Raw genomic sequence first — 25,055 nt, 5'->3', positions numbered from 1 at the left:
GAGAAGATGATGAGCAAAGCACAGGAAGCCTCTGCCGCAGCGCCCGTTGAGGTGCTCTATGAAGTGTCGGAACATATTGCGACGATCACCTTCAACGCGCCGGAGCGGATGAACACGATTTCGGGGCCGATGCTCGATCAGCTTACGAAGCGTCTGCTCGATGCAAATCAGGACAAGGATGTGCGTTGCGTCATCCTGACCGGCAAGGGCCGTGCTTTCTGCGCCGGGCTCGACCTGCGTCCGCAATCGGGCGGCGTTGCGGGGCTTGCCGGGAGCAGTGGGGCGGTGTCGACATCGCTCGATTTGCGCAATACGCCGCCGACAGTGCTGTTCGAAATGGAAAAGCCGGTGATTGCAGCCATCAATGGCGGTGCGGCGGGCTATGGCATGGATACGGCGCTCGGTTGCGACATTCGCCTCATGGGCAAGTCCGGCAAGCTCGCGGCGGCGTTTTGCAAGCGCGGGCTGGTGCCTGAATCAGGGGGCACCTGGTTCTTGCCGCGGCTGATCGGTTGGTCGAAGGCGGCGGAGCTTGTCTTTACGGGCCGCACGCTCAATGCCGAAGAATGCGTCGAATGGGGCCTCGCCACTGAAGTCGTGGCGGATGACGAGTTGCAGGCCCGCGCCCGTGCGCTTGCCAGGGAGATCGCCGCCAATGCGCCTCTCGCCGTGCAGGCGGCAAAGCGCATGATGCGGATGGGTCTTAACGAGCCGTTTCCAGAACATGTGCATCATGTCTATCTGCAGCTTCTGCCGCTGATGCGGACGGAGGACGTCAAAGAGGGCATGCTTTCCTTCATGGAAAAGCGGACGCCAAACTTCAAGGGACGGTAAGCCGCTTCACGGCGCCGGATGGGGCATGATCGAGACCATGAGGGGGGCGCCGTCCAATCGGCTTTCGGCTGCGCCCTTCATGGCGTTCGCCGCGATGCTCGCCATGCTCCTGGTGGCAGGCATCGCGCAGGCGGCGAGCTTTACCGGCAATTTTCACGGTATCGCGGCGGCCGCAGGCATGACGCTCAATCTGCAGGAGGTGGACGGGCGCGTCGTCGGCCGCTTGTCGGCGGCTGACGGCAAGAAATATGCGCTCAATGGCGAGCGGTCTGCGGACCAGAGCAAGGGCGCGCAAGGCTCGTTGCGGTTTGGCTCATCCGCTGATGCGGTCGGTTTCTTTCGTCTTGAGGAGCGGCCGCTCGGCATTCAGTTTCTCTTCATGCCGGTGAGGGCTGACGGCAAGCCCAATATGGATTTGGCGCGGGATTATTCGTTCCTCGCGCAAGGCGTCGCGGTGGCGGCGAAGAGCCATTTCATGGCCGCTCCGCCAGCGGGTACAAAAATCGACGTGCTGCGTTTCATTGACGAGTATCGGCAATGGGATCCGCGTGACGTCGCGCGCATTTATGCCGGGCTCGACAATCGCGATCAGGCTCTTGTCCAGCTTTACGATCATGCGAGTGCGGATGTTCTCTGGCGCGTCTGCTCGACCAATCCGCCGAACGATGTCGTTTCGCAGGCGATGGTCGACGATCTGCTGGACAGGCAGCGCACATCTTGCGCCGACCTCATGCCGATTGTGCTTGGCGCCCAGTCGGGCGGATTGTTCCCGGAGTTTTTGCGCCGCGCGCGGTTTCAGTTTGAAATCATCCGCGAGACCGTGCTCTGCAATCGCGGGCAATCCTCCACATCCAAATGCGCCGATGTGAGCGCGCTTGGTGCGCCGCTGATCGTGCGTTGGCGCGATGCGGCGTCGATCATGCGCGAATTGTCGAGGATGCCGGAACCGGAGCGCGATATGCCGCCGCAATCGGTTGCCGAACCCGGTGCGATGGCGCCTTATGCGGCAGCGCCTGAGGCGCCTGCGGAAACGGTGAAGACGCCGCCGCTCAGGGCGACCATTGCCGATGTGCCGGCAGAAATGCGCCCCACGAAGCATATACTTCGCGAGGCGCGCAAGGTGGTGAAATCGCGGCGGCTCGGCATACGCCTGCCGCTCGCCGATCCCCGTGTCTAGTTGATGCCGACAAGCTCGATGGCGAAGGTGAGGTCTTTGCCTGCCAGCGGGTGGTTGGCATCGAGGCGGACCGAGTTGTCGTTGATTTCGGTTACGACCAGCGCGATTTCGCGGCCATCGCTGCCGCTCGCGGTCAGGCTCATGCCGAGGAAAATTTCAAGGTCGTCGGGAAGTTCAGTGCGCGGGACATCTTGCGCAAGGCGCGGATCGTGCTCGCCATAGGCTTCTGCGCTCGGGATCGTGAAGGTCTTTTTTTCGCCGATCTCCATGCCGATGACGGCATTGTCAAAACCGGGAATGACCTGACCCGTGCCGACCGTAAAGCCGATCGGCTCGCTGTCGCGGCTCGAGTCGAACACGCTGCCATCGCTCAACGTGCCTGTGTAATGCACCTGCACTGTATTGCCGGATGCTGCTGCCAAGATTGCCGCCTTTCGAAATAAAAAAGGTCTTCAGAAATGTCCTGAAGACCTGATTGCCAATGTCGTGAAGTTTATCATCGGAATTAACGAGGCGTAACCCCGTGTTTGGCCGCGTTCAGAATGCGCGGCGCCAGACGCGACGGATCTTCGCATCGGTTTCCGGGCCGAGATTATGCCAGGCGGTTCTGTCTCGCGTCGCATCGACGATGAACATGCTGTCGGTCTTGCCGATGTGAATGCTGAGTTCATTCAGCAGTCCGGCGGCCGTGGCATTCGTGTTCACGCACCAGATATTCGGCGCCAGCTTGTAGGCAGGCCCGAGAGACATGATCGCCTGCTCAAGCGGGCCGGTGAAGCGGGCCTTGATGTCCATGATGATGATAAAGTTCGCCGTTTCGGCCTGGCGACGACGATCGGTTTGGCCCTTGCCTGCGCCATAGACGGGACGCGGGCTGGAAGCCTGTTCCACGGGTTCGCTGCGCTGCGGTGCTTGCGTCCCTTCCGTTCGGGCAGGTTCCGCGTGTGCCGGTTCGGCTTCGAGTGCGGTTGCAGGAACGGCGCGCCGCGCCGCGTCGAAAAGATCGCTGAAGAATGCAACCGAGGCGGCAGACTGCCATGTCTCGGCGCCGGGGAGGGTGCCTTCAGGCGCAATGAGGCTCTGCGGCACGATGCGGCCTTCGGCGATATAGGCCTGCATCGCCTCCGGGGAATAGGGGCCATAAACGCGGTCGCCGTATTTCAACAGCCACCGTCCGGCATCCTGAGCACGCCACATAGGGGTTCCGGATATTTTCTCGGGTTCAGCCATCGCCATCTTTTATTCGCAAATCGCCTAATAGGGCCGTGAACGCCGAATCGTGCCGTTCGCAGCCAAATCATGGTGCAGCATTTGTAATAAGACGTTCTCGTTACCGTTGCGTCAACGCCGCGATGCTTGCAGGCGAGGCCCCAACCGGGCAGATTTTCGCCAACAAGCGCCTATAAGGCGCGGCCACACACCATTTTAACGACCGGGGAAGCGCTATGACCACTGAACATTGCACCGCCATACGCGAGGGGCATCTGCTCATCGTCACAATCAACCGGCCGGAGCGCATGAATGCGCTGCATCCGCCGGCGAATTTCGAATTGGCGAAGATTTTCGATGATTTCGCCGCCGATCCCGAACTCTGGGTGGCCATCATCACCGGTGCGGGCGAGCGGGCTTTCAGCGCGGGCAACGATCTGCGCTATCAGGCCGAGGGCAACAAGATCGAGGTTCCGCCGTCCGGCTTCGCCGGATTGACGGCGCGTTACGACCTCAACAAGCCGGTCATTGCCGCCGTCAATGGCGTCGCGATGGGCGGCGGTTTTGAAATCGCACTTGCCTGCGATCTCATCGTCGCGTCGGAAAATGCGGTTTTCGCGCTGCCCGAGCCGCGCGTCGGCCTTGCGGCGCTTGCGGGCGGGCTTCATCGCTTGCCGCGCCAGATCGGCACCAAGCAGGCCATGGGCATGATCCTTACGGGCCGTCAGGTGAAAGCGTCTGAGGGCAAGGAACTCGGCTTCGTCAATGAAGTGGTTCCGGCGGCCGATCTGATGGCGGCGGCGAAGCGCTGGGCGGGGCTCATCATGGAATGTTCGCCCATGTCGATCCGCGCTTCGAAGGAGTCCGTTTACAAGGGCCTCGATGAAGCCAATCTCGAAAAGGCAGTCACCGGGAAATATCCCGCCGTTGCGGCGCTTTTCCGCAGCCAAGATCTGATCGAGGGACCGCGCGCATTCGCCGAGAAGCGCAAGCCGAACTGGACCGGCAAGTAACCGTCGAAAGAATACCGCTCCTGTCATGTGGGGATGACAGGAGCGGCCTCGACAGGACCGGACACTTGGGGGGTTAAGGGTCCGGCCGGAGATTAATCATCAGTAGACGGCGAGTGCCGCCGTTGGGGCTTGCGGCAGTTCGGCTGCAAGGCTCGGCCGCAAGTCTTGATCCGTCTTTGCTGGTTCCGTTGCAGCCGTTGCCGTGTGCTTTGTCGCCTCAATAAAGGGAATGGGCGAGCCGAGCGGCGGCAGGGTGTCGTTCGACGCGAGCCGGAACGAGCGCTGATCGAGATTGACCCAGATATAGGGCCGCTCGCGCGATTGACGCTTCACCCATGTGTAGGGCGCGTCCGCCCAGGCGACGATTGCCCAGTTCTTGTTGTCGAGAACATATTCGCCCTTGTCCGTATCGACGACGAGCACCGCATGGCCATCGCCATTCCATTCGCGCACCACGGTCACAAGCACATCCGATGGCGACCAGCCGCGTTCGATCAGCATCTTGCGCTTCAGCAGCGCCAGGTCTTCGCAGTCGCCGCCGCGCTCATTGGGATATGACCAGAGCTCGTTGACGCCGTAATTCGCGACGTCTTCGACCTGCGGGATATTGGTGTTCACGTAGTCGTTGATCTGATTGAGTTCCGCCCAACGCGCCGGGGTCATGGTCATGGCTTTCGGCGCGTCCGTTCCGCCTTCGCATTCCTTCGGGTTGCGTATGCAGAATGCGACATAGCCAAAGGGCGGAACGACCTGTTGCCCCACCGGCATATAGGCACCGACCTTGATGATCGCGCCTTCGTTCACGTTGCCATGCGCAGCGCCGATGCTGCCTGTCGTCTGGCATCCGCTCAGCCAGATGGCGGCACCGGCCACCATCGCAAGCATAAAGAACCGCCCCACTTCAACCACCCCACCTAGCCCGTAGATCGGGATTTCCTGTCCCGGCAAAACTTCCTGTCTTGCGTGCATAAGGTGGCATCAGGAACTTTTTCCCGATTTAAATTGGAAAGTCAGTTTTGAGCCAAGTTCGACACGTTTTTGAATCGAGGTTTCATAAAATTGTATCGAGCGCTTGTCGCTTGGCTGCGCTGAAGCGAAGCGCGTGGATTATTCGTTGCTATTCAAGCAACTAACGCACTTTTGTTTGATGCGGTCGGACACGAGTTGCGGGGCGCAGCGCGTTCGGCCAAAGAAAAATGCCCCGGAAAATTTTCCGGGGCATGGTTAGCAAATTCTGAAAATGCAGGCCGTTCAGCCGTCAGCTGACGATTTTCCAGCTTCCGTCGGGCTGGCGGCAGGCTGTGCCGTAGCCATTTTCCTTTTTACCGCCGACATAAATCGTCTGCTGGTATTCGCGGCAATATTGGCCACTGTCGGAGTTGTAGCTGCGCACCGGCGTAACGTCGCCATAGGTGCCGCTATCGGGATTGCGCCAGCTGACCGGTTGGCCGCTGTCGAGGCTGCGCTGCGTGCTGTTGCCAAGATAGCCCTGGTCTTCGCAGTTCAGCTTTGCGAGGAGGTTGTTGCCGACAAGGCCGCCAGCCAGCGCGCCGCCGATTGTTGCGATCGTCTTGCCCGAACCGCCGCCGATCGTGGAGCCGAGCAGGCCGCCGACCACCGCGCCGCCCAGACCGCCGAGGATGCCGTTGGTGCTTGTTGGGCTGCAATCAGCCTTTGCTGCGCCCGGCAGCGCGATAAATCCGATGGCGAGCATCAGGGACAGGGGAATAAGCCCAAAGCGCTTGAGCGTCTGGAACGGCATTTGACACCTCTGAAGGTCGTGAATCGTTGAATTCGCTAAGTTTACGGTCCGGCCCCGGTTGGAGCCAGAACGTAAACGGGTACTTAACGCGCCGCGCCGTCGAAAGTTCGGCTATCGCTCTTCAATGTTGCACGGATGAGGGCAACGGTGGCCTCACGTTCCTTGCGTTTGGTGTTGCGGAAGGCGGGCTGGGGCAGGGCGCCAAGCTCGCGGGCGCGGGCAAGCGCCGTCTCGAAAAGGGCCTCTGCAGGCGCCGTCTGGTCGAGATAGCCGGCCTTGGCGGCTTCTACCGGATTATAGATGCGCGCTTGCGTGACGGCGGCTGTCAGATGATTTGGCAGAATGCGGTCGCGGGCGAGTTCGAGACCGAAGACCGGCATGGTCATGCCGATGGCGACTTCGGGCAGGCCGATCTTGAAATCCCCTTCAACGCCGACGCGCGTATCGGCGGCGAGCAGCAGCAGCCCGCCAGCGGCGAGCGCATGGCCGGTGCAGCCGATGACGATCGGGAGCGCGTGGGTATAGATGTCCATCAGGAGTTCAGCGCCAGCCGTCACGAGCGGGGCCACATGCTCGGGGCCGGCGGCCATGACTTCGAGGTCGAAACCTGCGCAGAAGCGCTTTTCGCGACCAAGCAGCAGGACGGCCTTGGCTTCGCCCTCGGCGCGGGTGAGGGCGGCCTTGAGGGCGCCGATCATGTCGTGGCCGAGCGCATTGGCGCGACCGTCGTCCATGGTGAGAACGGCGACGCCGTCATTGAGCGTGTAGTTGAGAATCGACGCGGCCATCTTCTTGCCCCCGGAGTTGAAATTCGAGGGCAGTCTAAAGAGGCCTAATCGCAACGCAATGGCGTTGGATCAGCCAAAGGGGCGGGAGAGTGCGCTGGCGCGTTCGGGGATATCGCTGAAGGAGATCGCGATGCCTTCTTCCGTATGCCGGACGACGCGACCTTTCATGCGGCCGATCGAGACATTGGTGCCGATGGGCGCGCGAAGTTCGGTGGCGACGTTGGCGCCGCCAAGCGACATATCGACAATGCGGCAGGGGGATGAGCGGCCATCGGCCAGCGTGAGGATCGAACCTTCTTCGATTCCCGCGTCGGTTGGCGCATAGCGCGGAAAAGCGCGGGCGCCGGAACCGTTGCCGCCCTTGGCAAAGGCAGCGAGGCGTTCGGCGACGCGGTCGCGACGCGCGCCGCTCAGGGCGGTTTCAATGGCAAAGCCGCCGTCGAAGGTCCGCACCACGGGGCCCTCGAAACGGCCGAAATCGTCGAGGTAAACGATCAGATGGGCATCCATGGGGACGGTGGCGTCGGACATCAGAGCGATGCCCGAAAGGGACATGTCGCGAATTTCGCAGGCATGTTCAGACCCGTCGGGGGCGAGGAAGCGGCCTTTCACAGTCACGGGCACACGCGGGTGGCGGCGCCGTTCGTGGCCTGTTTGCTGGTCAGTCTTCATTGCTCAAGCTCTTCTTTAGCACCCTGAATCTACGGGGGCTCCGGGGAACAGGATAGCCTTGCAGGGTTAATGAAAATTTATCGTCAACCCTACGGGAAAGGGGGAATTTCACCTATTTGCTCCCTTTTGACAGGTTTCCAGAGAAATGACGCTTGCGTCAGCTTTCATCATTGCTGACAATTCGGTCAAATCCGACCATTCGGGGGAATCGGGGCCGCTGGCTGCAGCGATCAGGGGCGCGTAGAACGCCCGTTCCGCATTCTTTGCGAGACGAGTAACGAGAAAGTCCAGGAAACACCATGAGTGACTTCGATTACATCATCATCGGCGCAGGCAGTGCCGGTTGCGTTCTAGCCAACCGTTTGTCGGAAAATCCGGCGAACAAGGTTTTGCTGCTGGAGGCAGGCGCGAAGGACACTAATTTCCTCATCCATATGCCGGCAGGCGTGGGTGGCTTGATCGGCACCGACACCGTCAACTGGTACTACTACACCGAGGGCCAGCCGCATCTGAACAACCGCAAGCTTTTCTGGCCGCGCGGCAAGGTGCTTGGCGGATCGTCCTCGATCAACGGCATGATCTATATTCGCGGCCATGCGCGCGATTACGACCTGTGGCGTCAGCAGGGCCTTGATGGTTGGGGCTTTGCCGATGTGTTGCCCTATTTCCGCCGGTCGGAAGGCAATCAGAACGGCAGCAGCGCGTTTCATGGCGGCGACGGCCCGCTCGGCGTTTCGAACGCCATGAAGAGCAACGTGCTTTTCGATGCTTTCGTCGAGGCGGGCAAGCAGGCAGGCCATCCCTATACGGACGACTTCAACGGCCCGCAGCAAGAGGGCATGGGCCCGTATCAGACGACAATCAAGAACAACAAGCGTTGCAGCGCGGCGACGGCCTATCTCGTCCCGGCGCTCGGCCGCCCGAACCTCAAGGTCGAGGTCAAGGCGCTGACGCATCGCATTCTGTTCGAAGGCAAGCGCGCCGTCGGCGTCGAGTATATGCAAGACGGCCAGCTCAAGACCGTCAAGGCGGCAAAGGAAGTCATTCTGTCGGGCGGCGCGGTGAACTCGCCGCAGGTTCTGCTGTTGTCGGGTATCGGCGAGGGCGAATATCTGCGCAAGTTCGGCATCGACGTCGTTGCCGATCTGCCGGGCGTCGGCCAGAACCTGCAGGATCACCTGGACAGCACGGTGATCTATGAATGCAAATTGCCGATCACGCTGCACAGCCAGACGAAGCTGGTGCGCCAGCTTCTCACCGGCATGCAATATACCTTCTTCAAGACCGGCGTTGCCGCTTCGCAGGGGCTTGAATCCGGCGCTTTCCTGAAGACGCGCCCCGAGCTTGAAATCCCCGACATCCAGATCCATTTCGTGGCCGCGATGATGCGCGACCATGCGCGTACGAAGTCTGATCGACATGGCTTTACGGTGCATGTCTGCCAGCTTCGCCCTGAAAGCCGCGGCTATGTGGCATTGAAGTCGCTCGATCCCGCCGATCACGCGCTCATTCAGCCGAACTATCTCGCGACCGAAACCGACCGCCGCACCATGCGTGACGGCGTGCGGATGGTGCGTGAGATCGTTGAGCAGCGCGCGATGGACGCCTATCGCGGGCCGGAGTTCTGGCCGGGTGCCGACAAGCAGTCCGACGCCGAGATCGACGCCTGGGTCCGCGAAAGCGCCGAGACGATCTATCACCCGGTCGGCACAGCCAAGATGGGCAATGACCCGATGGCCGTTGTCGATACGAAGTGCAGGGTGCGTGGCATTGAAGGGCTGCGCGTCGTTGACGCTTCGGTCATGCCGACGCTTGTTGGCGGCAACACCAATGCGCCGACGATCATGATCGCCGAAAAGATTTCGGACGATATTCTTGGCAAGGCAGCACTTGCACCCGAGCATGTCACCATCGCTGAAGATCGTCGCGGCGCCGCAGCTTGAGCTTCAGCGAAGCAGACTGACTAAAAGGGCCGGTATCCTTGATGGATACCGGCCCTTTCGTTTGCGGGGTGCAGCCGCATGGAAAACTTGTATCACTCGCCCGTTATATGAGCCTGCTTGACGAGCCGCAGATAGGCACGCTCGCTGCGAAGCGGTGCGCGACGATTGGCGAGGCTCGGAATATGTGCGGAAATGAGGGGCGGCCTTTCGCGAATGATGCGGCGGGCGGCTTCGGCGGCGCGTTCGCGCTTGGGCATGCGTTCGGGATCGAGAATCTGCAGGCGGTCGATCCATTGGCGGGCGAGGAGACGGTCGCCGATCCAGGGAAATTCGTCGACGGGTACGGCGGCGCCCAGAATGCGGGTGATGGCGCCATTTTCCTGCGCAAGCGGCAGCAGGAGCATTTCGAACGTCGCCTCACGATGATCGTTTGTCGTGGCCGTGTATTCGACGAGACTGATGTTTGCGTTTTCGGTGACGTCGGTCAGAGCATGACGGAGCCTCTCGTGGCAGTCCTCTTGCCACATTGAGAGCAGGTTGTGGTTGCGGAACTCCATTCCGTAAATGCTGCAAAGGCCGGTGCCTGCAAGACGGAAGCGATAAGTCTGCGCATCCTCGCGCTCGAGGATGAAGACATGCGGCAGGCAGCGCTTGATGTCGCCCGGCTGGATTTCACTGCGCAGCGGCGCGGGACGCCCGGCGCGCATGGTGTTCCAGTAGTCGAAAAGCGCGTTTATCGTCTTGTGCTTCATTTTGCTTCAACCCCTGCCCAGGCGTTTTTCGCTTGGCGGGGGATCCCCCGTGGCGCCTTCTTTTCGGAAGGCGCGCCCCATCGCGAAAACCTTAACTCAATCAAATCGGAACGTCCCCTTTTGGGGCGATCTTTTTTGAACTCCTTCCGCCGGGGCCGTCTGTTTCGATGCGAAACAGGATGCGGGACACCGCCGGGTTATGAGGGGGTAAGAGCAGAAAGCGTGCCAGCGCGGTGCGCGAGGCGCTATTGCGCGCGCATCATGGCGGAAAGCCGGGATTTTCCGTGTCTGGAGCAATCGTCGTTAATGAATATTAACGACGCGAGAGGCGGGCGACCTGTCGGCATTCGGCACGAGCCCTGCGAGGCGACGTTTGTCATTCCCGTTGTGGTTCGGTTCCTTAAAGCGGCACGGCTTCTGCAATGGGAGGGCATGCGCGTCAGGTGGCGCACCAGAATGGGCCCATTTGGCCCGGGAGAATGAAGATGAAACATAAAGCCCCCCAGATCTCCACACTCGCGCTCACCTTCGCGATTGGCCTCGGCGCCTTCGTGTTCATGGAAGCCACCCCCGCTGAAGCGGGCGCCGGTCATACGCCTCCGCCACAGGAAGACTGCGGCTGCACCGAGACGCCTCCTCCCCCTCCGCCGCCGCCGGAAGATTGCGGATGCGACGAAGATGGCGGTGGTGGCGGCAAGCATGGCGGCAAGAATTTCAACTGGAACAAGAACTCCAATTGGAACAGCAACAGCAATACGAACACCAACACCAACACCAACACCAACACCAACACGAACACCAATACGAACACCAATACGAACACGAATACCAACAATGTGATCGTCAACGTGAACACGAATGCGAATGCCACGGCGTCTTCCATCGCCACGGCGAATTCGAACCTTGCGAGCACCGTCGCCAACGGCGCAAGCAGCCGCAGTTCCAGCCGTTCCGGCGGTTCGGGCTTTGGCATCGGCAACGGCAATGGCAGCGGCGGCGGTGGCGGCAGCTACTATGTTGCAGCACCGGCTCCGATGTCGATGGGCGCGCTCAATGTCGTAGTTCGTGAGCAGACGGTTATGAAGCCGGTCAAGGGTGTCTGCGTCAGCGCCAAGGGGCTCGAGGAAACGGCGCGTTATTCAACACCGGTTCGCGAATTTTCGCCGCGGGATGAGGTGGAAGTGTTTCACTGCCTTTCCGGTGACATGCTGGTCGCGACGATCGGCCGTATGATCGGCTCCGACGATCAGCGGAACGCCAATTACGATGGCGGCTATGTGATCGAGTGCCATGAAGGCGAGGCGCTTCGCTATGGCGCGAATGGTTTGGCCTGCGCTCCTGCGCAAAGCCGCTCGGCCCGTGCCGAAGTTGGTGGTGAAGGCCGTCCGGGCTATGCGGAAATCTTCATTCGCAAAGCGGATCGGGCTGAGTCCACGGCAAGCGCGGCTGGTGCAGGCATGGCGACCTTCAGCGGCGGTGTCGGGTACTGACGCCAGGCACATCGAGATGAGCAATGACGGGGAGCGCGAAAGCCTCCCCGTTTTGCTATCCGGTGCCGCGACATCTGCTTGATAGGTTGGTCAACTGGCCCTATTTAGTAAGCACGCCGGGACGACCCGGCTCAGATCCCCAAAATACAGGACGAGGACGACCTCGTCGCATTTCCGATGGAGTGCGATATGGCATGGCTCATTCTGGCGGTTGCCGCCGTAATTGAGGTGATCTGGGCGTGGAGCTTGAAGGCCAGTGAGGGCTTCACCAACAAGCCCGTGATCGCCGTGATGCTGGTGGCGATGCTCGCCACGACCTGGCTTCTTTCCATGGCGACGAAGACGCTGCCGCTCGGCACGACCTATGCGGTCTGGACGGGCATGGGCATTATCGGATCCGTCGTCATCGGCATTCTGGTCTATGGCGAGCAGGCGAGCCTGACACGGCTCGGCGCAATTGCGCTCATTATCTGCGGCATAGGCTTGCTCAAGCTGGCGGAAGGGTGAGTTGCTTTTGAGCATCGCGTCTGAAAATAGTCATCCGCATAGTGAATATGCATTTGGCAAGACGGCGACTCGGATGTATGAGACGCCCATGAGCAACGCACTCCATCAATCGACCAAGCGCTTTGGTACTTACTCGCCCTCGGGGCCGGGTCGTATTCGCTTGCGCTGATTGCGTTTTGCGAGATTGACCAAGAGCCCCACCAAACCGGTTGGGGCTCTTGTCGTTTCAGGACTCCCGCCGGTGGTTTCACTCGCGAAATCACGGAGTCCCCATGTTGCCTTTCCATTTCCAGATACCAGAAGACGGTGGACGACTGTCAGTGGGCGGCGAAATCCGTGCGCCGCCGGTCGTCTGATCCAGCACCACTGACGCCATAGAACGATCACTTGCGGAGACCAACGGACGCGAAAACGCGCGGCACCGAACGGCGATCTGCGACCTGGAGGGAGATAGCCATGATTACCTTATCGATCCGCACTTTCAGATGGAGCATCGAGAACGCTCGCAGCGTCGGCGTGGCAGCCGCGTTCGTTTCACTTCTCTATCTGAGGGCGGTGACCAATCCGCCGCGCGATGCATTCGAAGCTCTGGCAGTCGTGCTGCCGGCACTCGAAGTGTCGATGTTTGCGGCGTTCCTCTCCATTTATCGCGACAGCATGCGCGCCGCGAGCGGAGGGATGAGGGAGCTTGGCGCTTTCGCGTTCTGGTTCGCGACCTGCTTTGCGATCATGTGGCTCAACGTTATCTTTGTGCGTGCCGGGATCGACGCCTATGTGCGGCTCGGCGTGCCGCCCGCTATCACCTTTGCCCCGTGAACGACAAAAAGGGGGAGGGCAAAAGCCCTCCCCTGAAGTTTGTCTCGCCGAACCGCTTCGGGTGCCCCCCGTGGGCGGTTCGGTTCTGTCCGATGAAGCCCGGACAGCAGCTCTCAAGACCCGGCCTTGGCCGGAGGCAACCTGAGGGATGGAGCCGGTGGCGTGGCGCGATTTGCAGCGCCATCGGCGAATGGGGTGGATCAGTTCACGCCGCCGCGGAGGCCGCTATTGTCGACTTCGCTGTAATAGGCGTAGGGCGTGTTGTCGGCTTTGGCTGTTTTCGATGCAGCCGGGACGGTGCGCGGTGCGTCGGTCGTGCGAGGTTCGGCCACGGGCGGCATGCGGGCGCCTTCCGGGTTCGACTGACGGTAGTCGATCTTGCCCATCGGGTCGCTGTTGCCCGCGAAGCGCGCGCATTCGGTCGGATTGACGTGGTAGAGCGGCACAAGCATTTTCAGAACGGCGCGTTCGATGACGGAGCGCACGGCGAGCTGGATCGGCTCCTGGGCGCTTTCGCCGCCGCCGATCTCGAAGAGATTGCCGCCGAGGAAGTCGAAGACGCCTGCGCTGACTTCGCGGCCGACGATCTGCTTCTGGTACGAGACGAAATCGATGACTTCGAGCGTGCGGCTGTTCACGAGGCGCAGGTCGAGGCCGATATTCATCACATACATCTTGCCGCCAGCGGCCGCGCCCCAGCCTGTTGCCGAGGAGCTTGCGACAGAGGCGTCGATGCCGCCTGACCGGATGTTGAAGTTCAGTTCGGTGATGCCGCCGACGAGGTAATAGTCGCTGCCACGGATTTCGCCCGCGAAGATCTTGCGATAGTCGCCGCCTTCCGCGTCGCCGATGAGCTTGTTGTTGGTGTATTTGAGTTCGAGTTCGGTGATCGAGGTGTCGTAGCGCTCGACCAGCGGCACGCCAGCCTTGCCGAGAGCCGACATGGCCATGAGCGATGCGCCTTGCGTGATCTTGCGGCCAGAACCGTCGGCTTCTTCCTTGCCGGTATAGTCGCGGATATTGCCGACTGCGATGCGCATGGTTTGCGCGTCGCTGTTCACATGGGTGGCGACGCAGCGCAGTGCGCTTGAATAGGGCGTTTCGTTATTGATGACCGGTGCGTTTCCGACCGGCGATGTGTAGCGACCGTCCGAGCCCGCGTTGGCGCTGATGCAGCCGGTAAGTGCAAAGGCGACGGAGAGCACGCCCAGCGTCCGCGTGGGCAGCTTCCTGTTGGTCAGTATCGTCTTTGCGCTCTTGAACACGGGATCGTCTCCTGGTTGCCATTTGTCGGCGCTTCAGTACTGGCGATCATCGTTGAGTGATGTGATCTGGCTCAGTGCCGTGCGACGTCCAAGTCAGGTCTTTGAGTGCAACCGGTATGCCAGCGGTCATGATTTGTTGGGATTTGCGGAAAGGCGCCGTTTTCTGCGGCTTTGCGAAGCAGGATCGGCGGCGTTTCGATTTTCGCCGCTTGCCTGCCGCCGCATTGGAGGGTTTCGAATGTCCCGCATCGATACGGGGCAAGAATTTCATGGAGCGGCGTCCTTGTGTGGGACGGCCGGGTTGCGGGGCCGCGCGGCGCAGGCGACACTCGCGCCCCGTTAACCCCATCGAGAAGGGAGGTAGTCCTTGGCCACTCTTGAGTTCTTTTTCGATTGCTCCAGCCCCTGGACCTATCTCGCCTTCAGCCGTATCGAGGCTGTGGCGGCGCGCACGGGCGCGACGATCGAATGGCGGCCGATCCTGGTGGGCGGCATTTTCAACGAAGTTAACCAGACGGTTTACGAAACGCGCGCCAATCCGCATCCGGTGAAGGGGCGCTATTACGTCAAGGATCTGCGCGACTGGGCGAAGTTCTGCGGCATCGAGATCGGCCAGCCGCCGGTTTTCCCGGTGCGTGCGGTCGATGCGATGCGCGCAGCCATCGTCGCGGACGAGGAGGGTAAACTGCCCGCTTTCGCCTGGGCGACCTTCCGTGCCTATTGGGGCGAGCTGAAGGATATCAGCCAGCCGGATGTGCTCGCCGAGATATGCCGCAATGTCGGCCTCGACTGGGACGTGGTGAGCAAGCGCATCAAGGACGACGACATCAAGGCGAAGCTGCGCGCCAATACGGAAGAAGTGATCGCGCGGGGCGGGTTTGGTTCGCCGACCATGTTCGTGAACAAGACAGATATGTATTTCGGTAACGACCGGTTGCCGCTCGTGGAGGCGGCTCTCTCTCATGGTTAATTTCGATAACGGGACGTTCCGCGCAAAAGAGCCGCCAGCCTTTAATGCGCCCGCCATCGTGCTTGTGCTCATTGCGGCGATTGCCGGGGCCTATGCGCTTTTTTCATGGTTGCCGAATGAGGCGCAGGAGGAGCTGCTTATCCTCTTCGCGTTGTTTCCTGCGCGCTTCATTCCTCCGGCGGCGCATCCCGACATGGTGTTCCCCGGCGGGCTTGCCGGCGATCTGTGGACGCTGATCAGCTACACCTTCATGCATGGAAGCTGGACGCATGTGATCGTCAACAGCATCTGGCTTCTGGCGTTTGGAAGCCCGGTCGCGCGACGGATCGGCCCGCTGCGGTTCACGCTCTTCTATTTCCTTTGCGGCATTATCGGCGGCCTTACGCATGTCGCGCTCAATGGCGGATCGCTGATGCCCGTCGTCGGTGCGTCGGCGGCGATATCCGGCCTCATGGGCGGCGCGGCGCGATTTGTGTTTCTTGCCGATGGACCCTTGGGCGGCCTTGGCGGCAATGTGGGGCCGAGTTCCGCGCCGCGCGCGCAGGCAAGCATTGGCCGCGCGCTGACTGACCGGCGCGTGCTGATTTTTGCGGGCGTCTGGATCGGTCTCAATTTTCTCTTCGGGCCGACCGGCATCACCATGACGGGCGAAACCGCCAATGTCGCCTGGGAGGCGCATCTTGGCGGGTTCCTTGCCGGACTTTTTCTCTTTGGCTTCTTCGACCCTTACCAGATGTCGCCATCTGGCGGGCCGGGCAATGTCGGCTATGGCGAATGGAGCGGTCGCGACAGGGGTTGAGCGGGCTTATTGAATCGCTGTGTGGAGTAACCACATAGCGAACAGGCCCAAATTGATGGGTGTCACTGGAGGAGGAGAGAGACGATGAGCGACACTTCGACATCTTCCGGCGCGCCTTCGGAACCGGCTGCCGATGTAAGCGTGCAGGAGCCGCTGTGGCTGCGTTTCGTCTATATGCTTGTCTTCGGGTTTTTCGCGCATATCGCCTTTTCTCTGGCGCTCTTTCTGGGCGTGGTGCAGATCGTTCTGCTCGCTATCCAGAAAGAGAAGAACGAGGAGCTGCTGCAGTTCAGCCGCAACCTCGTTCAATATGTCGGCGAGTGCCTGACCTTCATCATCTTTGCACGTGAAGACAAGCCGTTTCCGCTCGGCAAGTTTCCGAATGTCGGCGACTAGGCTCCGGCAAGGGCCTGAAGTTTTGCGAGGCCTTTCTCGGTGAGAAGGCCGCGCATCACCGCAAAGCAGGTGAAGCTGAAGCGCGCCTGTGCAATTTCCGCGCTCGGGTAAAAGCCGGCAAGCTCAAGGCTGCACAGTCCGTGCACGGTTGCCCAGAAGGCATCTGCGATCATCATCGGATCGCCGTCAGGCGCGAAACTTCCATCCGCGACGCAGGCTTCCACCGCGTCGAACAGGTTCTGATACGAAGGGTAGCGTGAGATGCCCCGTGCAGGCGGGTTGGTGATGGAGAGCTCTTCATGGCGCAAGGCTTCGCTCACCGGCATGGTGACGCTGATCATCAGCGCGTAATAGGAGGGATTGGCGAGCGTGAATTGCCGATAGGCGCGTCCCAGCCCTTCAAGCCAGAGCAATGGCTCAGGCGATCTCGGCACGGCGTTTTGCGCATCCGCCAGCCGGTCGAAAGCTTCCTCGAACAACGCCGTAATCAGGCCTTCCTTGCCGCCAAACGCCGTATAGACGGCCATGGTCGACGTGCCGACCCTGGCGGCGAGTTTGCGCAACGAAATAGCGTCAGGCCCGCCGCGCATCAGCATTTCACTGGCGGCATCAAGCAGTGCAGCGCGCTGCGCGTTGCGCCGCTGGTCGGCCGTGCTGGTGTCGGGGGTGTCGTCGAGACTCATTACTTTTTTCTCCGTTCCTCTCTATCGGGCAGGCTTGACGGGCTGTCCAGCCTTTGTTTATAACATCGTTATAACAATGTTCTAATGAAGAGGCGTGCTATGTCGAAACCTTTTCCAAAAGATCCGCTCCTTCAGGAAAACTTCGCTCCTGTCATGGCTGAGTGCGACGCGCCCGACCTGGTGGTCGTGGAGGGGGAGATTCCACAAGGGTTGGCAGGCACGCTCTATAGGAACGGACCAAACCCCATGTTTCCGCCGCTCGGAAATGAACATCATTGGTTTTTAGGCGAGGGGATGATCCACGCGATCCATGTTGAAGGTGGAAAAGCGAGCTATCGCAACCGCTGGGTACATACCGAGCAATATGAGGTGCAGCGCAAGGCGGGGCGTCGCCTCGTCTCGACGGGTTTCGGCGCGCCGTCATTGCCGGAAGCCGATGGCGTCAAGCGCAACGTCGCCAATACCAATATCGTCTGGCATGGCGGCAAGCTGTTTGCCATCGACGAGGGAAATCAGCCTGTCGCCATGGACGGCGACACGCTGGAGACAAAGGGCGCGTGGGACTTTGGCGGCAAATATCAGGGCCCGATGACGGCGCATCCCAAGCTCGATCCGAAGACCGGCGAAATGCTTTTCTTCGGCTATATGGCGGCAGGGCCGGGAACGCCGGATATTTCCTATCAGGTTGTCGATGCGAGCGGAAAGCTGACGCGGTCGGAGATGTTCAAGGCGCCCTATGCGAGCATGGTGCATGACTTCATCACGACCGACGAGCATGTGATCTTCCCGATCTTCCCGGCAACGATCGATGTCGAGCGCATCATGAAGGGCGGGCCGACAATTGCGTGGGACCCCTCGGTTGGAACGCGCATCGGCGTCATGGCGCGCGATGCGAGCGTCGACACGATCCGCTGGTTCGAAGGCGACGCCTGCTACGTCTATCACCCGATGAATGCCTATACGAGCCATGCGGGCGGCAAGACGCGCGTGATCGCCGATGTCATGAAATATGACCGCGTGCCGCTTTTCCCCAATGCCGATGGCAGCAGGGCGGCGTCAGGATTGTCGGATGAGCCCGCAAAGCTCGTGCGCTGGACCTTCGATCTCGACGGCAACAGCAACACCTATACGGAAGAGCCGCTGAACGATCTCGCCGGTGAATTTCCCAGGCTCGACGAGCGCTTCACGGGCCATGATTACCGACACGGATTTTATGCCGCGATGACGGGCGAGCCTGCGCAAGGCAAGCCTTTCGATACGCTGGTCCATGCCGATCTGAAAACCGGACGGCGCACGCAATATGTGCCCGGCGCGGGCAAATATGTGATGGAGCCGGTTTTCGTGCCGCGCAAGGAAGGCGCGGCGGAGGGCGATGGCTGGATCGTTTCGCTTCTCTACGATCGGGCGCGCAACCTCAGCGACTTCATCGTGCTCGACGTCGATGACATTTCAAAAGGCCCGGTGGCGCGGGTCGAGTTGCCGACGCGGGTGCCCTTCGGTTTCCATGGTAACTGGCGCGGTGCGGTCTGATCGTCAGAACAGGGGCTCTTGATAGACGGGTTCACCGTCGATCCGGAGCCCCTTGATCGCCGCTTCGCCATCCGATGCAAGCGCCACATCGACGGAGAGCGCGCTCGCGTTGCGTTCTTCTTCGAGTGTGCGGCCTTCGCCCTCGGGCACGAAATAGCTTTCAATGCCATAGGCGACGCGGATCGAGATGCAGTCCGCGCAGGGGATTTCTTCCATCTGGTTGTTGCGAAGCGGGCGGACGCGCGGCGTACCGCGGGTCAGTTCGACAATGCGGCCACGGATGACCTTGTGGCCTTCGCCCGCCTTCGGGTAGGTGCGATAGACAGCGCCCGCGCGCCATGTATCGCGGGCGGGCACAAGCTCCACATAGATCGTATCGCCCATGTCGAAATCCGTATCGCCGGGCATTCCGTCGAGCGAGAGGCGCGAGACGCCATAGGCCAGCGTTACGTAGTCGCCGCGAAAGAGATCGCGCGGATCGACAGGCTCGCTCTTCAGCGTGACCACATCGCTGGAGCGCAGGATCGAGACACGATCGCCGACCATCCACACCAGAATGAGCGTTTGCACGATGATGAGCGCGAGGACGGCGGCACCAAAGCGTCCGAAACGCGAAATGAGACGCGCGATCATGATGATTTTCCTTCATCGACGGAAGCAACGACGCGACGGCGTATGCGCGCCATCAGGAGGCTGCCCGCAATGAGGATGATGCCGCCCAGTGCGAAGAAAGCGGCGGTGCCGAGAAGCGTGCCGAGCGTCTGGAAATAGAGATAGAGCACCTCGATTGCGAAGGCGACGAAGCCCGCATTGAGCGCGAAGCGATTGTTGCGTCCGGTGCCGAAGGCGACCAGCCAGACGGATAGCGCGATAAAGAGGGCGGCATAGACCCATGCGACTGTACCGGCGCTGGCGGCAAAAAGCGGGTAGAGCGCAGCGCCCAGCGCAAGAGCGCCGATGCCGACGAGATCGCGCACGGACAGGCGGCCCGCATTCAACTCCCGATAGGCGATTGCCGCGATGGCGGCGAGACCGACCAGCGTCAGCACGAGCCAGAAGAGGCCCTCATGACTTTCAGCAGGCGCGGCCTGCAGGATCCAGATGAGTGCGAAGGAAATGACGATGCCATAGCCTTCAAGCACCGATCCGAAACGCAAGGACCGCTCCGAAACGCGCATGCCGACAAGCCAGAGCAGCAGGGCGGCGAGGACAAAGATCACAGCAAGATCGCCGCGTCCGCATCCGATGCTTGCTGCAAGCGGCTCGGCGTTCAGCCCCGCCCAGACCCAGGCGGTGAGGATGGCGAGGTGGAAGCCGGGGAGCCAGCTAAAGCGGATGGTCAGGATGAGGGCGAGCGCCCAGGGCAGGAAGAAAGCCCAATGGGGATGGCTCAGGGCGGGCGGCGACCAGGCCGACCATATGATCGCCAGCAATATGCTGATGGCGAGTGCGGCGCGCGAGGGGAGCGCCCAGGCGGCGGCGAGCGATATGACGCTCCAGAGCAGAACCCAGCCCGGCGCGCCCGCATCGACATGATAGATCTGCGCGATCAGCATGATGTTGCCGCCGAAAAGCGCGAGGCCTGCGACGACGGCGGCTTCTGCGAAAGCGGGGTGACCACGCCGTTCAAGCAGGAAGGCCGCGCCCCATGCCGTCCACAAGGCGGCGAAAAGCAGAGCGAGCTTCACGAGCTTGGGGATTTCGCTCCAGTTCGCAGCGACGAAGCTCATGGCGGCAAAGCCGATCAGCACGGCACCCAGAAGCGCCAGCATTTGCGGAATGCGGCGGATCGTTGCGTCGCCGCTTGACGAAGCGAGGATCGCCTGGGCATTGGCGGGCGTTACCCATCCGCGTTCGATCCAAAGCTCCATGTCGCGCTTCAAGCGCTGAAGGTAGACGCGTTGCCACATGTGAATGCCGCCGAATCGTTAAAGAACTGAAGGGAAATGATAACGAAGCGAATTGCGAACTGGTCGCCGGGGGTGAGTGGAGTGTAGCGCACTTGCACGCTGCGGCGGAATGCCGCATCATCACAAACAGGTAGTTGCCGGCGCAGCCTTAGCGAGCGGTGTTAGCGGTTCGCGCGCCAACGCTTCGTCTGCTGATCCCGAGACAAGGGAGGAGATGCCATGAACGTTGCCACAATCCTGAAGGCCAAAGGCTCCGACGTCGCCAGGGTCGATCCAGACGTGACGCTTGCGGAAGTGGCAAAAATGCTCAGCGAGCGTCGCATCGGCGCGTTGGTTGTCATGCACGGCCGTCAGTTGCTCGGCATCATTTCGGAGCGCGACATTGTAAAGTCTGTCGCACATTCAGGTGCCGAAGCGCTCGAGCGGCCGGTCCGCGATGTCATGACATCGCGCATCGTGACCTGCGAACTCAACGATTCCATCAATGAGCTGATGGATGTGATGACGGAAGGGCGCTTCCGCCATCTTCCGGTCATCGATCGCGGAGAGCTGGTCGGCATTGTTTCCATCGGTGACGTGGTGAAGCATCGCATTGCAGAAACCGTGATGGAGACGGAAGCGATGCGCCTTTACATCACCAATAGCTGACACGCCTTACCGAAGCAGGCTTATCGTTTCACGGATGAGGGGAAGCGCTTCTTCCGTCGCCTCTTCGCCGAGACGGATAAGCTCGTCCGCATGGTCGAAATCCAGCAGTGTCAGGTGGCCGATTTTCGGCGCGATTACGACATCGGGTGGATCACTGGCAAGCCGCGCGCGGGCGAGGCGGTCCTGCACGATATTGAGCGAGGCGAGCAGGACGCTCGCAAATCCCGGTCCGCGATTTCTGCTGCCGATGGCGCGCTTGACGATTTCGCGTTCGGGTTCGCGCGTGCCGCCGCGCAAGCGGCTGAGCGTGCCGCGAATGCCGGCCATGATTGTCGAGTTTTCATCGGCGTCGGCTGCTGCGAGTTCGGCGCTCGCTTCTTCCTCCACCATCTCCGCGATTTCTTCGCTGAGTTCAGAAACGACGGCGACGGGCGGAAAGCTCGACACGTAAAACGGGTTCTGTCCCTGCTCGAAATTGCGGCGCGTCGAGGGATCGAAGGGATCGGTGTTGAGGTTGACCGCGATGACGAGGCGCGCGCCGAGCGCACGGGCGACGGATACCGGCACCGGATTGACGATGGCGCCGTCGATCAGCCAGCGATTGTCGATTGGCACGGGCGCGAAAACGCCGGGCAGGGCGTAGGAAGCGCGGATCGCCTGCACGAGCGTGCCGTCGCGCAGCCAGACTTCGTGGCCGGTCGCCAGTTCGGTTGCGACGCCGACAAAGGTGCGGTCGAGGTTTTCGATAGAGAGGTCGCCGAGGTGTTCGTGCATCAGCGCTTCGAGTTTTGAATCGCCGATGAGGCCGGAGGAGCGAAAGCGAAAGTCGATGAGGCCGAGCAAGCGGCGGCGGTTCAGGCTGCGCGCGAATGCCTCCAGCGGATCGAGCTTGCCAGCAATGTGGCAGCCGCCGACAAGCGCGCCGATCGATGTGCCTGAAATAATGTCGGGGTCGATGCCTGCGCGGGTCAGCGCTTTCAGCACACCGATGTGAGCCCAGCCGCGGGCGACGCCGCTGCCGAGTGCGATGCCGATTTTAGGTCGTGTCATTCGCTGTTGCTTCATTGCCTACGCATTACTCAACGCATCATGCTCCTTCGCCGTTCCGCTTTACAGTGTGTCGCGGGCGGCCGAAGGGCGGAAATGTGTCGGAATGGCGTTTCAGGGATGCTTGTGGCCGTTGCCGGGCAGTTTTGCGTCTTCGATGCGAAGCGTTAACGGACCATCCGCCGGGCCCACAGGCACCGAGCGGAAGAAGCAGGACCGATAGCCGACATGGCAGGCGCCGCCATCACCGCCGACTTCGACCTTGATGACCAGCGCGTCCTGATCGCAGTCGATGCGGATGTCGCGCACGCTCTGCGTCTGGCCGCTGGTCTCACCCTTGCGCCAGAGCGCCTTGCGCGAGCGGCTCCAGTACCAGACATCGCCTGTCCTGATCGTCTTTTCGAGAGCTTCCGCGTTCATCCAGGCAAACATCAGCACGTCGCCCGTATTGGCGTCGGTGGCGACCACGGGGATCAGGCCGTCGGCGTCGAACTTCGGCGCGAAGACCGTGCCTTCTTCGATCTCGGCTTCAGTGCCGCGCGGGCCGAAGAGGGGGGAGGTGGTGCTCATGATCGCTTATACCCTTCAGCGTGATCACCCGATCAGGTCGGGTAATCCATCTTACGACTGAAGACAAAAAGAAATGGCCCGGTCAAGCCGGGCCATGATGATTTTTGCAGAGATGAGCCGTCGATCTTCAGCTGCGGATCATCTGCATGAAGCGGGCTTCCATGCGCGGGTCGTCGCGGAACACGCCGGTGAACTGCGTCGTGATCGTCGCCACGTCAGGCTTCTTGATGCCGCGCGTGGTCATGCACTGATGCTTTGCTTCGATCAGGATGGCGACGCCTGCAGGCTTCAGGGCGCTGGTGATCGTTTCGGCGATCTGGGCGGTCATCGTTTCCTGCGTCTGCAAACGCTTCGCATAAATCTCGATGACGCGGGCCAGCTTTGAAATGCCGACGACCTTGTTGGTCGGGACATAGGCGACATGCGCCTTGCCGAGGATGGCGACCATGTGATGTTCGCAATGCGATTCGACACTGATATCCCGCAGCATCACCATGTCGTTATAGCCTTCGACTTCCTCGAAGGTGCGCGTCAGTTCCTTGTAGGGGTCTTCGTTGTAGCCCTCGAAGAACTCCTCATAGGCGCGGACGACACGGCCGGGGGTGTCGATCAATCCTTCGCGGGCAGGGTTGTCACCCGCCCATGCGATCAGCGTGCGTACAGCCGCTTCCGCTTCTTCGCGGCTCGGCTTCTGCGGGGCTTCGAACTGATCTTTACTCACGCGGGCGCGCAAACCGTCAACTGCGTTCATGTCCATATGACCACTCTCTCCAGGGGTTTCCCAACAGCTCCCCGTTTCAGGCGGGCGATGCAAGCTGCCGGTTCAAGTCACGCGCGGGGGCCTCGCGGCTCCGCCCGTTTTGCCCATCAAGCACGGGGTCTTATGCCATGCTGCCGTTGATGTGACATTGTCTGAAAGTTGCATATAGCCTTGCAGAAAGCCGCTATCAAGACCGGTCAGTCCATTAAACGGCGCAAAATGGGGCGCCGCGAGCCAACCCATATCCTTCTAGACGAGCCGAATCCGCCAACGGTTCTCCGATGTGGCGATCTATTTTTGGCTTGTTAAGCCTTGCCGATGAGGATCAAGGCGATTAACAAATGACGGTCGCTCCTATTTTGCGGGGTGATCTTGGGAAATTGGCCATGACGACCTGTCGCACCTGCGGACGAGTGACTACCGCCGCCTGAGGTCCCTTCGGTGGGACCGAGGCGATTTCCGCATGCTGTTCCAGACATCAGGCCCGTGACATGACTTCGACGCTCCCCAAACTCGCCTTCTACAACACGCTGACGCGCAGCAAGGATATTTTCGAGCCGGCCGATCCCGCTCGCGTGACGATGTATGTCTGCGGACCGACCGTTTACAATTATGCGCATATCGGCAATGCGCGGCCTGCCGTCGTCTTCGACGTGCTGGCGCGCTTGCTGCGGCGGCTTTATCCCAAAGTCGTCTATGCGCGGAACATCACCGACATTGAAGACAAGATCATCGCCGTCGCCAAAGAGCAGGGCGTCGAGATCGGCGTCATCACGGAGAAATACGCGCAGATTTATCGCGACGACATGGGTACGCTCGGCGTGCTCGCGCCCGACATCGAGCCGAAGGCGACGGATGCCATTGGCAGCATGATTTCGATGATGGAGCGGCTTGTCGCGAGCGGACACGCCTATGCGGCGGAAGGCCATGTGCTTTTCAATGTCGCGGCCTATCCAGACTATGGCCATCTTTCGCGTCGCGACATGGACGACATGATCGCGGGCGCGCGCGTCGAGGTTGCGCCATACAAGAAAGACCCGGCGGACTTTGTGCTCTGGAAGCCTTCGACGCCGGAACAGCCGGGCTGGGACAGCCCGTGGGGCCGCGGGCGTCCGGGCTGGCACATTGAATGCTCGGCGATGATCGAGCAGCATCTCGGCGAGACCATCGACATTCACGCGGGCGGCATCGATCTTCAGTTCCCGCATCATGAAAACGAAATTGCGCAGTCGACATGCGCGCATGGCGGCAAGCTCTTCTCGCGCTTCTGGTTGCATAACGGCTTCGTGAACATCGAAAAGGAAAAGATGTCGAAGTCGATCGGCAATGTGTTGCTGGTTCACGACCTGATCAAAGAAGCGCCCGGCGAAGCGATCCGGCTCGCGCTGCTGAACGGGCATTATCGTCAGCCTCTGGATTGGACGGCGGATGGGCTTGCCCAGTCGCGCCGTATGCTCGACCGTCTTTACGGCGCGTTGCGGACGCTTGGCGACGTCAGGGCCGATGGCAATGGC

Annotated in this window: 27 protein-coding genes; 13 read left to right on the top strand and 14 right to left on the bottom strand. The window is 60.9% G+C overall.

The features are described from left to right. Positions 1-9 precede the first annotated feature (9 nt). Positions 10-834, top strand: a complete 825-nt coding sequence (locus WA943_RS08515) for an enoyl-CoA hydratase/isomerase family protein (RefSeq protein ID WP_424469496.1) — start codon at positions 10-12, stop codon at positions 832-834. A 25-nt stretch (positions 835-859) separates the two neighbouring features. Continuing rightward, positions 860-2,011, top strand: coding sequence for a hypothetical protein (locus WA943_RS08510; protein ID WP_424469440.1), 1,152 nt, complete (start codon positions 860-862; stop codon positions 2,009-2,011). Here the strand turns inward: WA943_RS08510 and WA943_RS08505 are convergent. Further along, positions 2,008-2,433: an FKBP-type peptidyl-prolyl cis-trans isomerase gene (locus tag WA943_RS08505; RefSeq protein WP_424469439.1), complete on the bottom strand. Its 426-nt coding sequence runs from the start codon at positions 2,431-2,433 to the stop codon at positions 2,008-2,010. The two genes, WA943_RS08510 and WA943_RS08505, sit on opposite strands and share 4 nt — an antisense overlap. 115 nt (positions 2,434-2,548) lie before the next feature. Then, the gene (locus WA943_RS08500; RefSeq protein WP_424469438.1) at positions 2,549-3,208 is read right to left on the bottom strand and encodes a hypothetical protein; all 660 of its coding nucleotides are present in this window, start codon (positions 3,206-3,208) and stop codon (positions 2,549-2,551) included. A 248-nt stretch (positions 3,209-3,456) separates the two neighbouring features. Here WA943_RS08500 and WA943_RS08495 point away from each other — a divergent pair, with 248 nt between their 5' ends. Then, on the top strand, positions 3,457-4,233 hold the full coding sequence (locus WA943_RS08495; protein WP_424469437.1) for an enoyl-CoA hydratase-related protein: 777 nt from the start codon (positions 3,457-3,459) through the stop codon (positions 4,231-4,233). 99 nt (positions 4,234-4,332) lie between these two features. On the opposite strand, the gene WA943_RS08490 is transcribed toward WA943_RS08495, so the two are convergent. From WA943_RS08490 to WA943_RS08475, 4 genes are all read right to left on the bottom strand, one after another. Then, a complete protein-coding gene (locus tag WA943_RS08490) occupies positions 4,333-5,118 on the bottom strand; it encodes a transglutaminase-like cysteine peptidase (RefSeq protein ID WP_424469436.1) in 786 nt (261 codons plus the stop codon). 373 nt (positions 5,119-5,491) lie between these two features. Continuing rightward, positions 5,492-5,995 carry an RT0821/Lpp0805 family surface protein gene (locus WA943_RS08485; RefSeq protein WP_424469435.1) on the bottom strand — a complete coding sequence of 168 codons (504 nt, stop codon included), beginning with the start codon at positions 5,993-5,995 and terminating at the stop codon, positions 5,492-5,494. A gap of 83 nt (positions 5,996-6,078) precedes the next feature. Then, the gene (locus WA943_RS08480; RefSeq protein WP_424469434.1) at positions 6,079-6,783 is read right to left on the bottom strand and encodes a crotonase/enoyl-CoA hydratase family protein; all 705 of its coding nucleotides are present in this window, start codon (positions 6,781-6,783) and stop codon (positions 6,079-6,081) included. Positions 6,784-6,852: 69 nt separating this feature from the next. Then, positions 6,853-7,455 (bottom strand): PilZ domain-containing protein, encoded by a 603-nt coding sequence (locus tag WA943_RS08475; RefSeq protein ID WP_424469433.1) that lies wholly within the window; start codon positions 7,453-7,455, stop codon positions 6,853-6,855. 299 nt (positions 7,456-7,754) lie between these two features. Between WA943_RS08475 and WA943_RS08470 the strand changes: the two genes are divergently transcribed. Beyond that, the gene (locus WA943_RS08470) at positions 7,755-9,398 is read left to right on the top strand and encodes a choline dehydrogenase (protein ID WP_424469432.1); all 1,644 of its coding nucleotides are present in this window, start codon (positions 7,755-7,757) and stop codon (positions 9,396-9,398) included. Positions 9,399-9,490: 92 nt separating this feature from the next. Here the strand turns inward: WA943_RS08470 and WA943_RS08465 are convergent, their stop codons facing one another. Further along, positions 9,491-10,150, bottom strand: a complete 660-nt coding sequence (locus WA943_RS08465) for a PAS domain-containing protein (protein WP_424469431.1) — start codon at positions 10,148-10,150, stop codon at positions 9,491-9,493. A gap of 485 nt (positions 10,151-10,635) precedes the next feature. Here WA943_RS08465 and WA943_RS08460 point away from each other — a divergent pair, with 485 nt between their 5' ends. The 3 genes from WA943_RS08460 (at position 10,636) to WA943_RS08450 (ending at position 12,963) form a co-directional block, all read left to right on the top strand. Continuing rightward, complete coding sequence (locus WA943_RS08460) at positions 10,636-11,640, top strand: hypothetical protein (protein WP_424469430.1); 1,005 nt, start codon at positions 10,636-10,638, stop codon at positions 11,638-11,640. 189 nt (positions 11,641-11,829) lie between these two features. Continuing rightward, the gene (locus WA943_RS08455) at positions 11,830-12,147 is read left to right on the top strand and encodes a DMT family transporter (RefSeq protein WP_424469429.1); all 318 of its coding nucleotides are present in this window, start codon (positions 11,830-11,832) and stop codon (positions 12,145-12,147) included. Positions 12,148-12,603: 456 nt separating this feature from the next. Continuing rightward, positions 12,604-12,963, top strand: coding sequence for a hypothetical protein (locus WA943_RS08450; protein WP_424469428.1), 360 nt, complete (start codon positions 12,604-12,606; stop codon positions 12,961-12,963). 200 nt (positions 12,964-13,163) lie between these two features. Here the strand turns inward: WA943_RS08450 and hfaB are convergent, their stop codons facing one another. Then, the gene (gene hfaB / locus WA943_RS08445; RefSeq protein ID WP_424469427.1) at positions 13,164-14,228 is read right to left on the bottom strand and encodes a holdfast anchoring protein HfaB; all 1,065 of its coding nucleotides are present in this window, start codon (positions 14,226-14,228) and stop codon (positions 13,164-13,166) included. A 367-nt stretch (positions 14,229-14,595) separates the two neighbouring features. Between hfaB and WA943_RS08440 the strand changes: the two genes are divergently transcribed. The 3 genes from WA943_RS08440 to WA943_RS08430 all read left to right on the top strand — a co-directional run bounded on the left by WA943_RS08440 (position 14,596) and on the right by WA943_RS08430 (position 16,393). After that, positions 14,596-15,198, top strand: a complete 603-nt coding sequence (locus WA943_RS08440) for a 2-hydroxychromene-2-carboxylate isomerase (protein WP_424469426.1) — start codon at positions 14,596-14,598, stop codon at positions 15,196-15,198. Then, positions 15,191-15,997, top strand: a complete 807-nt coding sequence (locus WA943_RS08435) for a rhomboid family intramembrane serine protease (RefSeq protein ID WP_424469425.1) — start codon at positions 15,191-15,193, stop codon at positions 15,995-15,997. The genes WA943_RS08440 and WA943_RS08435 overlap by 8 nt, the downstream gene beginning before the upstream one ends. Positions 15,998-16,081: 84 nt before the next feature. Further along, positions 16,082-16,393, top strand: a complete 312-nt coding sequence (locus tag WA943_RS08430) for a DUF4389 domain-containing protein (protein WP_424469424.1) — start codon at positions 16,082-16,084, stop codon at positions 16,391-16,393. On the opposite strand, the gene WA943_RS08425 is transcribed toward WA943_RS08430, so the two are convergent. Then, a complete protein-coding gene (locus WA943_RS08425; protein ID WP_424469423.1) occupies positions 16,390-17,076 on the bottom strand; it encodes a TetR/AcrR family transcriptional regulator in 687 nt (228 codons plus the stop codon). The genes WA943_RS08430 and WA943_RS08425 overlap by 4 nt on opposite strands. Positions 17,077-17,160: 84 nt before the next feature. Between WA943_RS08425 and WA943_RS08420 the strand changes: the two genes are divergently transcribed. Continuing rightward, positions 17,161-18,606 (top strand): carotenoid oxygenase family protein, encoded by a 1,446-nt coding sequence (locus tag WA943_RS08420; protein WP_424469422.1) that lies wholly within the window; start codon positions 17,161-17,163, stop codon positions 18,604-18,606. Between the two features lie 3 nt (positions 18,607-18,609). Here WA943_RS08420 and WA943_RS08415 read toward each other — a convergent pair whose 3' ends face one another. Beyond that, positions 18,610-19,239 carry a GDYXXLXY domain-containing protein gene (locus WA943_RS08415; protein ID WP_424469421.1) on the bottom strand — a complete coding sequence of 210 codons (630 nt, stop codon included), beginning with the start codon at positions 19,237-19,239 and terminating at the stop codon, positions 18,610-18,612. Then, the gene (locus WA943_RS08410) at positions 19,236-20,516 is read right to left on the bottom strand and encodes a DUF2157 domain-containing protein (protein ID WP_424469420.1); all 1,281 of its coding nucleotides are present in this window, start codon (positions 20,514-20,516) and stop codon (positions 19,236-19,238) included. The genes WA943_RS08415 and WA943_RS08410 overlap by 4 nt, the downstream gene beginning before the upstream one ends. Before the next feature lie 219 nt (positions 20,517-20,735). On the opposite strand from WA943_RS08410, the gene WA943_RS08405 reads away from it, so the two are divergent. Beyond that, positions 20,736-21,164: a CBS domain-containing protein gene (locus WA943_RS08405; RefSeq protein ID WP_424469419.1), complete on the top strand. Its 429-nt coding sequence runs from the start codon at positions 20,736-20,738 to the stop codon at positions 21,162-21,164. 6 nt (positions 21,165-21,170) lie between these two features. On the opposite strand, the gene WA943_RS08400 is transcribed toward WA943_RS08405, so the two are convergent. The 3 genes from WA943_RS08400 to folE form a co-directional block, all read right to left on the bottom strand. Then, positions 21,171-22,214, bottom strand: coding sequence for a patatin-like phospholipase family protein (locus WA943_RS08400; protein WP_424469418.1), 1,044 nt, complete (start codon positions 22,212-22,214; stop codon positions 21,171-21,173). Between the two features lie 111 nt (positions 22,215-22,325). Beyond that, positions 22,326-22,781: a phosphoribosyl-AMP cyclohydrolase gene (hisI, locus tag WA943_RS08395; RefSeq protein WP_424469417.1), complete on the bottom strand. Its 456-nt coding sequence runs from the start codon at positions 22,779-22,781 to the stop codon at positions 22,326-22,328. A gap of 127 nt (positions 22,782-22,908) precedes the next feature. Next, positions 22,909-23,532, bottom strand: coding sequence for a GTP cyclohydrolase I FolE (gene folE, locus WA943_RS08390; RefSeq protein WP_424469495.1), 624 nt, complete (start codon positions 23,530-23,532; stop codon positions 22,909-22,911). Positions 23,533-24,032: 500 nt separating this feature from the next. Between folE and cysS the strand changes: the two genes are divergently transcribed. Next, on the top strand, positions 24,033-25,055 hold a 1,023-nt coding region (gene cysS / locus WA943_RS08385; RefSeq protein ID WP_424469416.1), incomplete at its 3' end, for a cysteine--tRNA ligase.

This window comes from Parvibaculum sp., assembly GCF_049651025.1.
In the GTDB taxonomy this organism is placed as follows: Bacteria; Pseudomonadota; Alphaproteobacteria; order Parvibaculales; family Parvibaculaceae; genus Parvibaculum.
The sequence above is the reverse complement of the archived record's forward strand: the minus strand, read 5'-3'. Positions and strand labels throughout refer to the sequence as shown.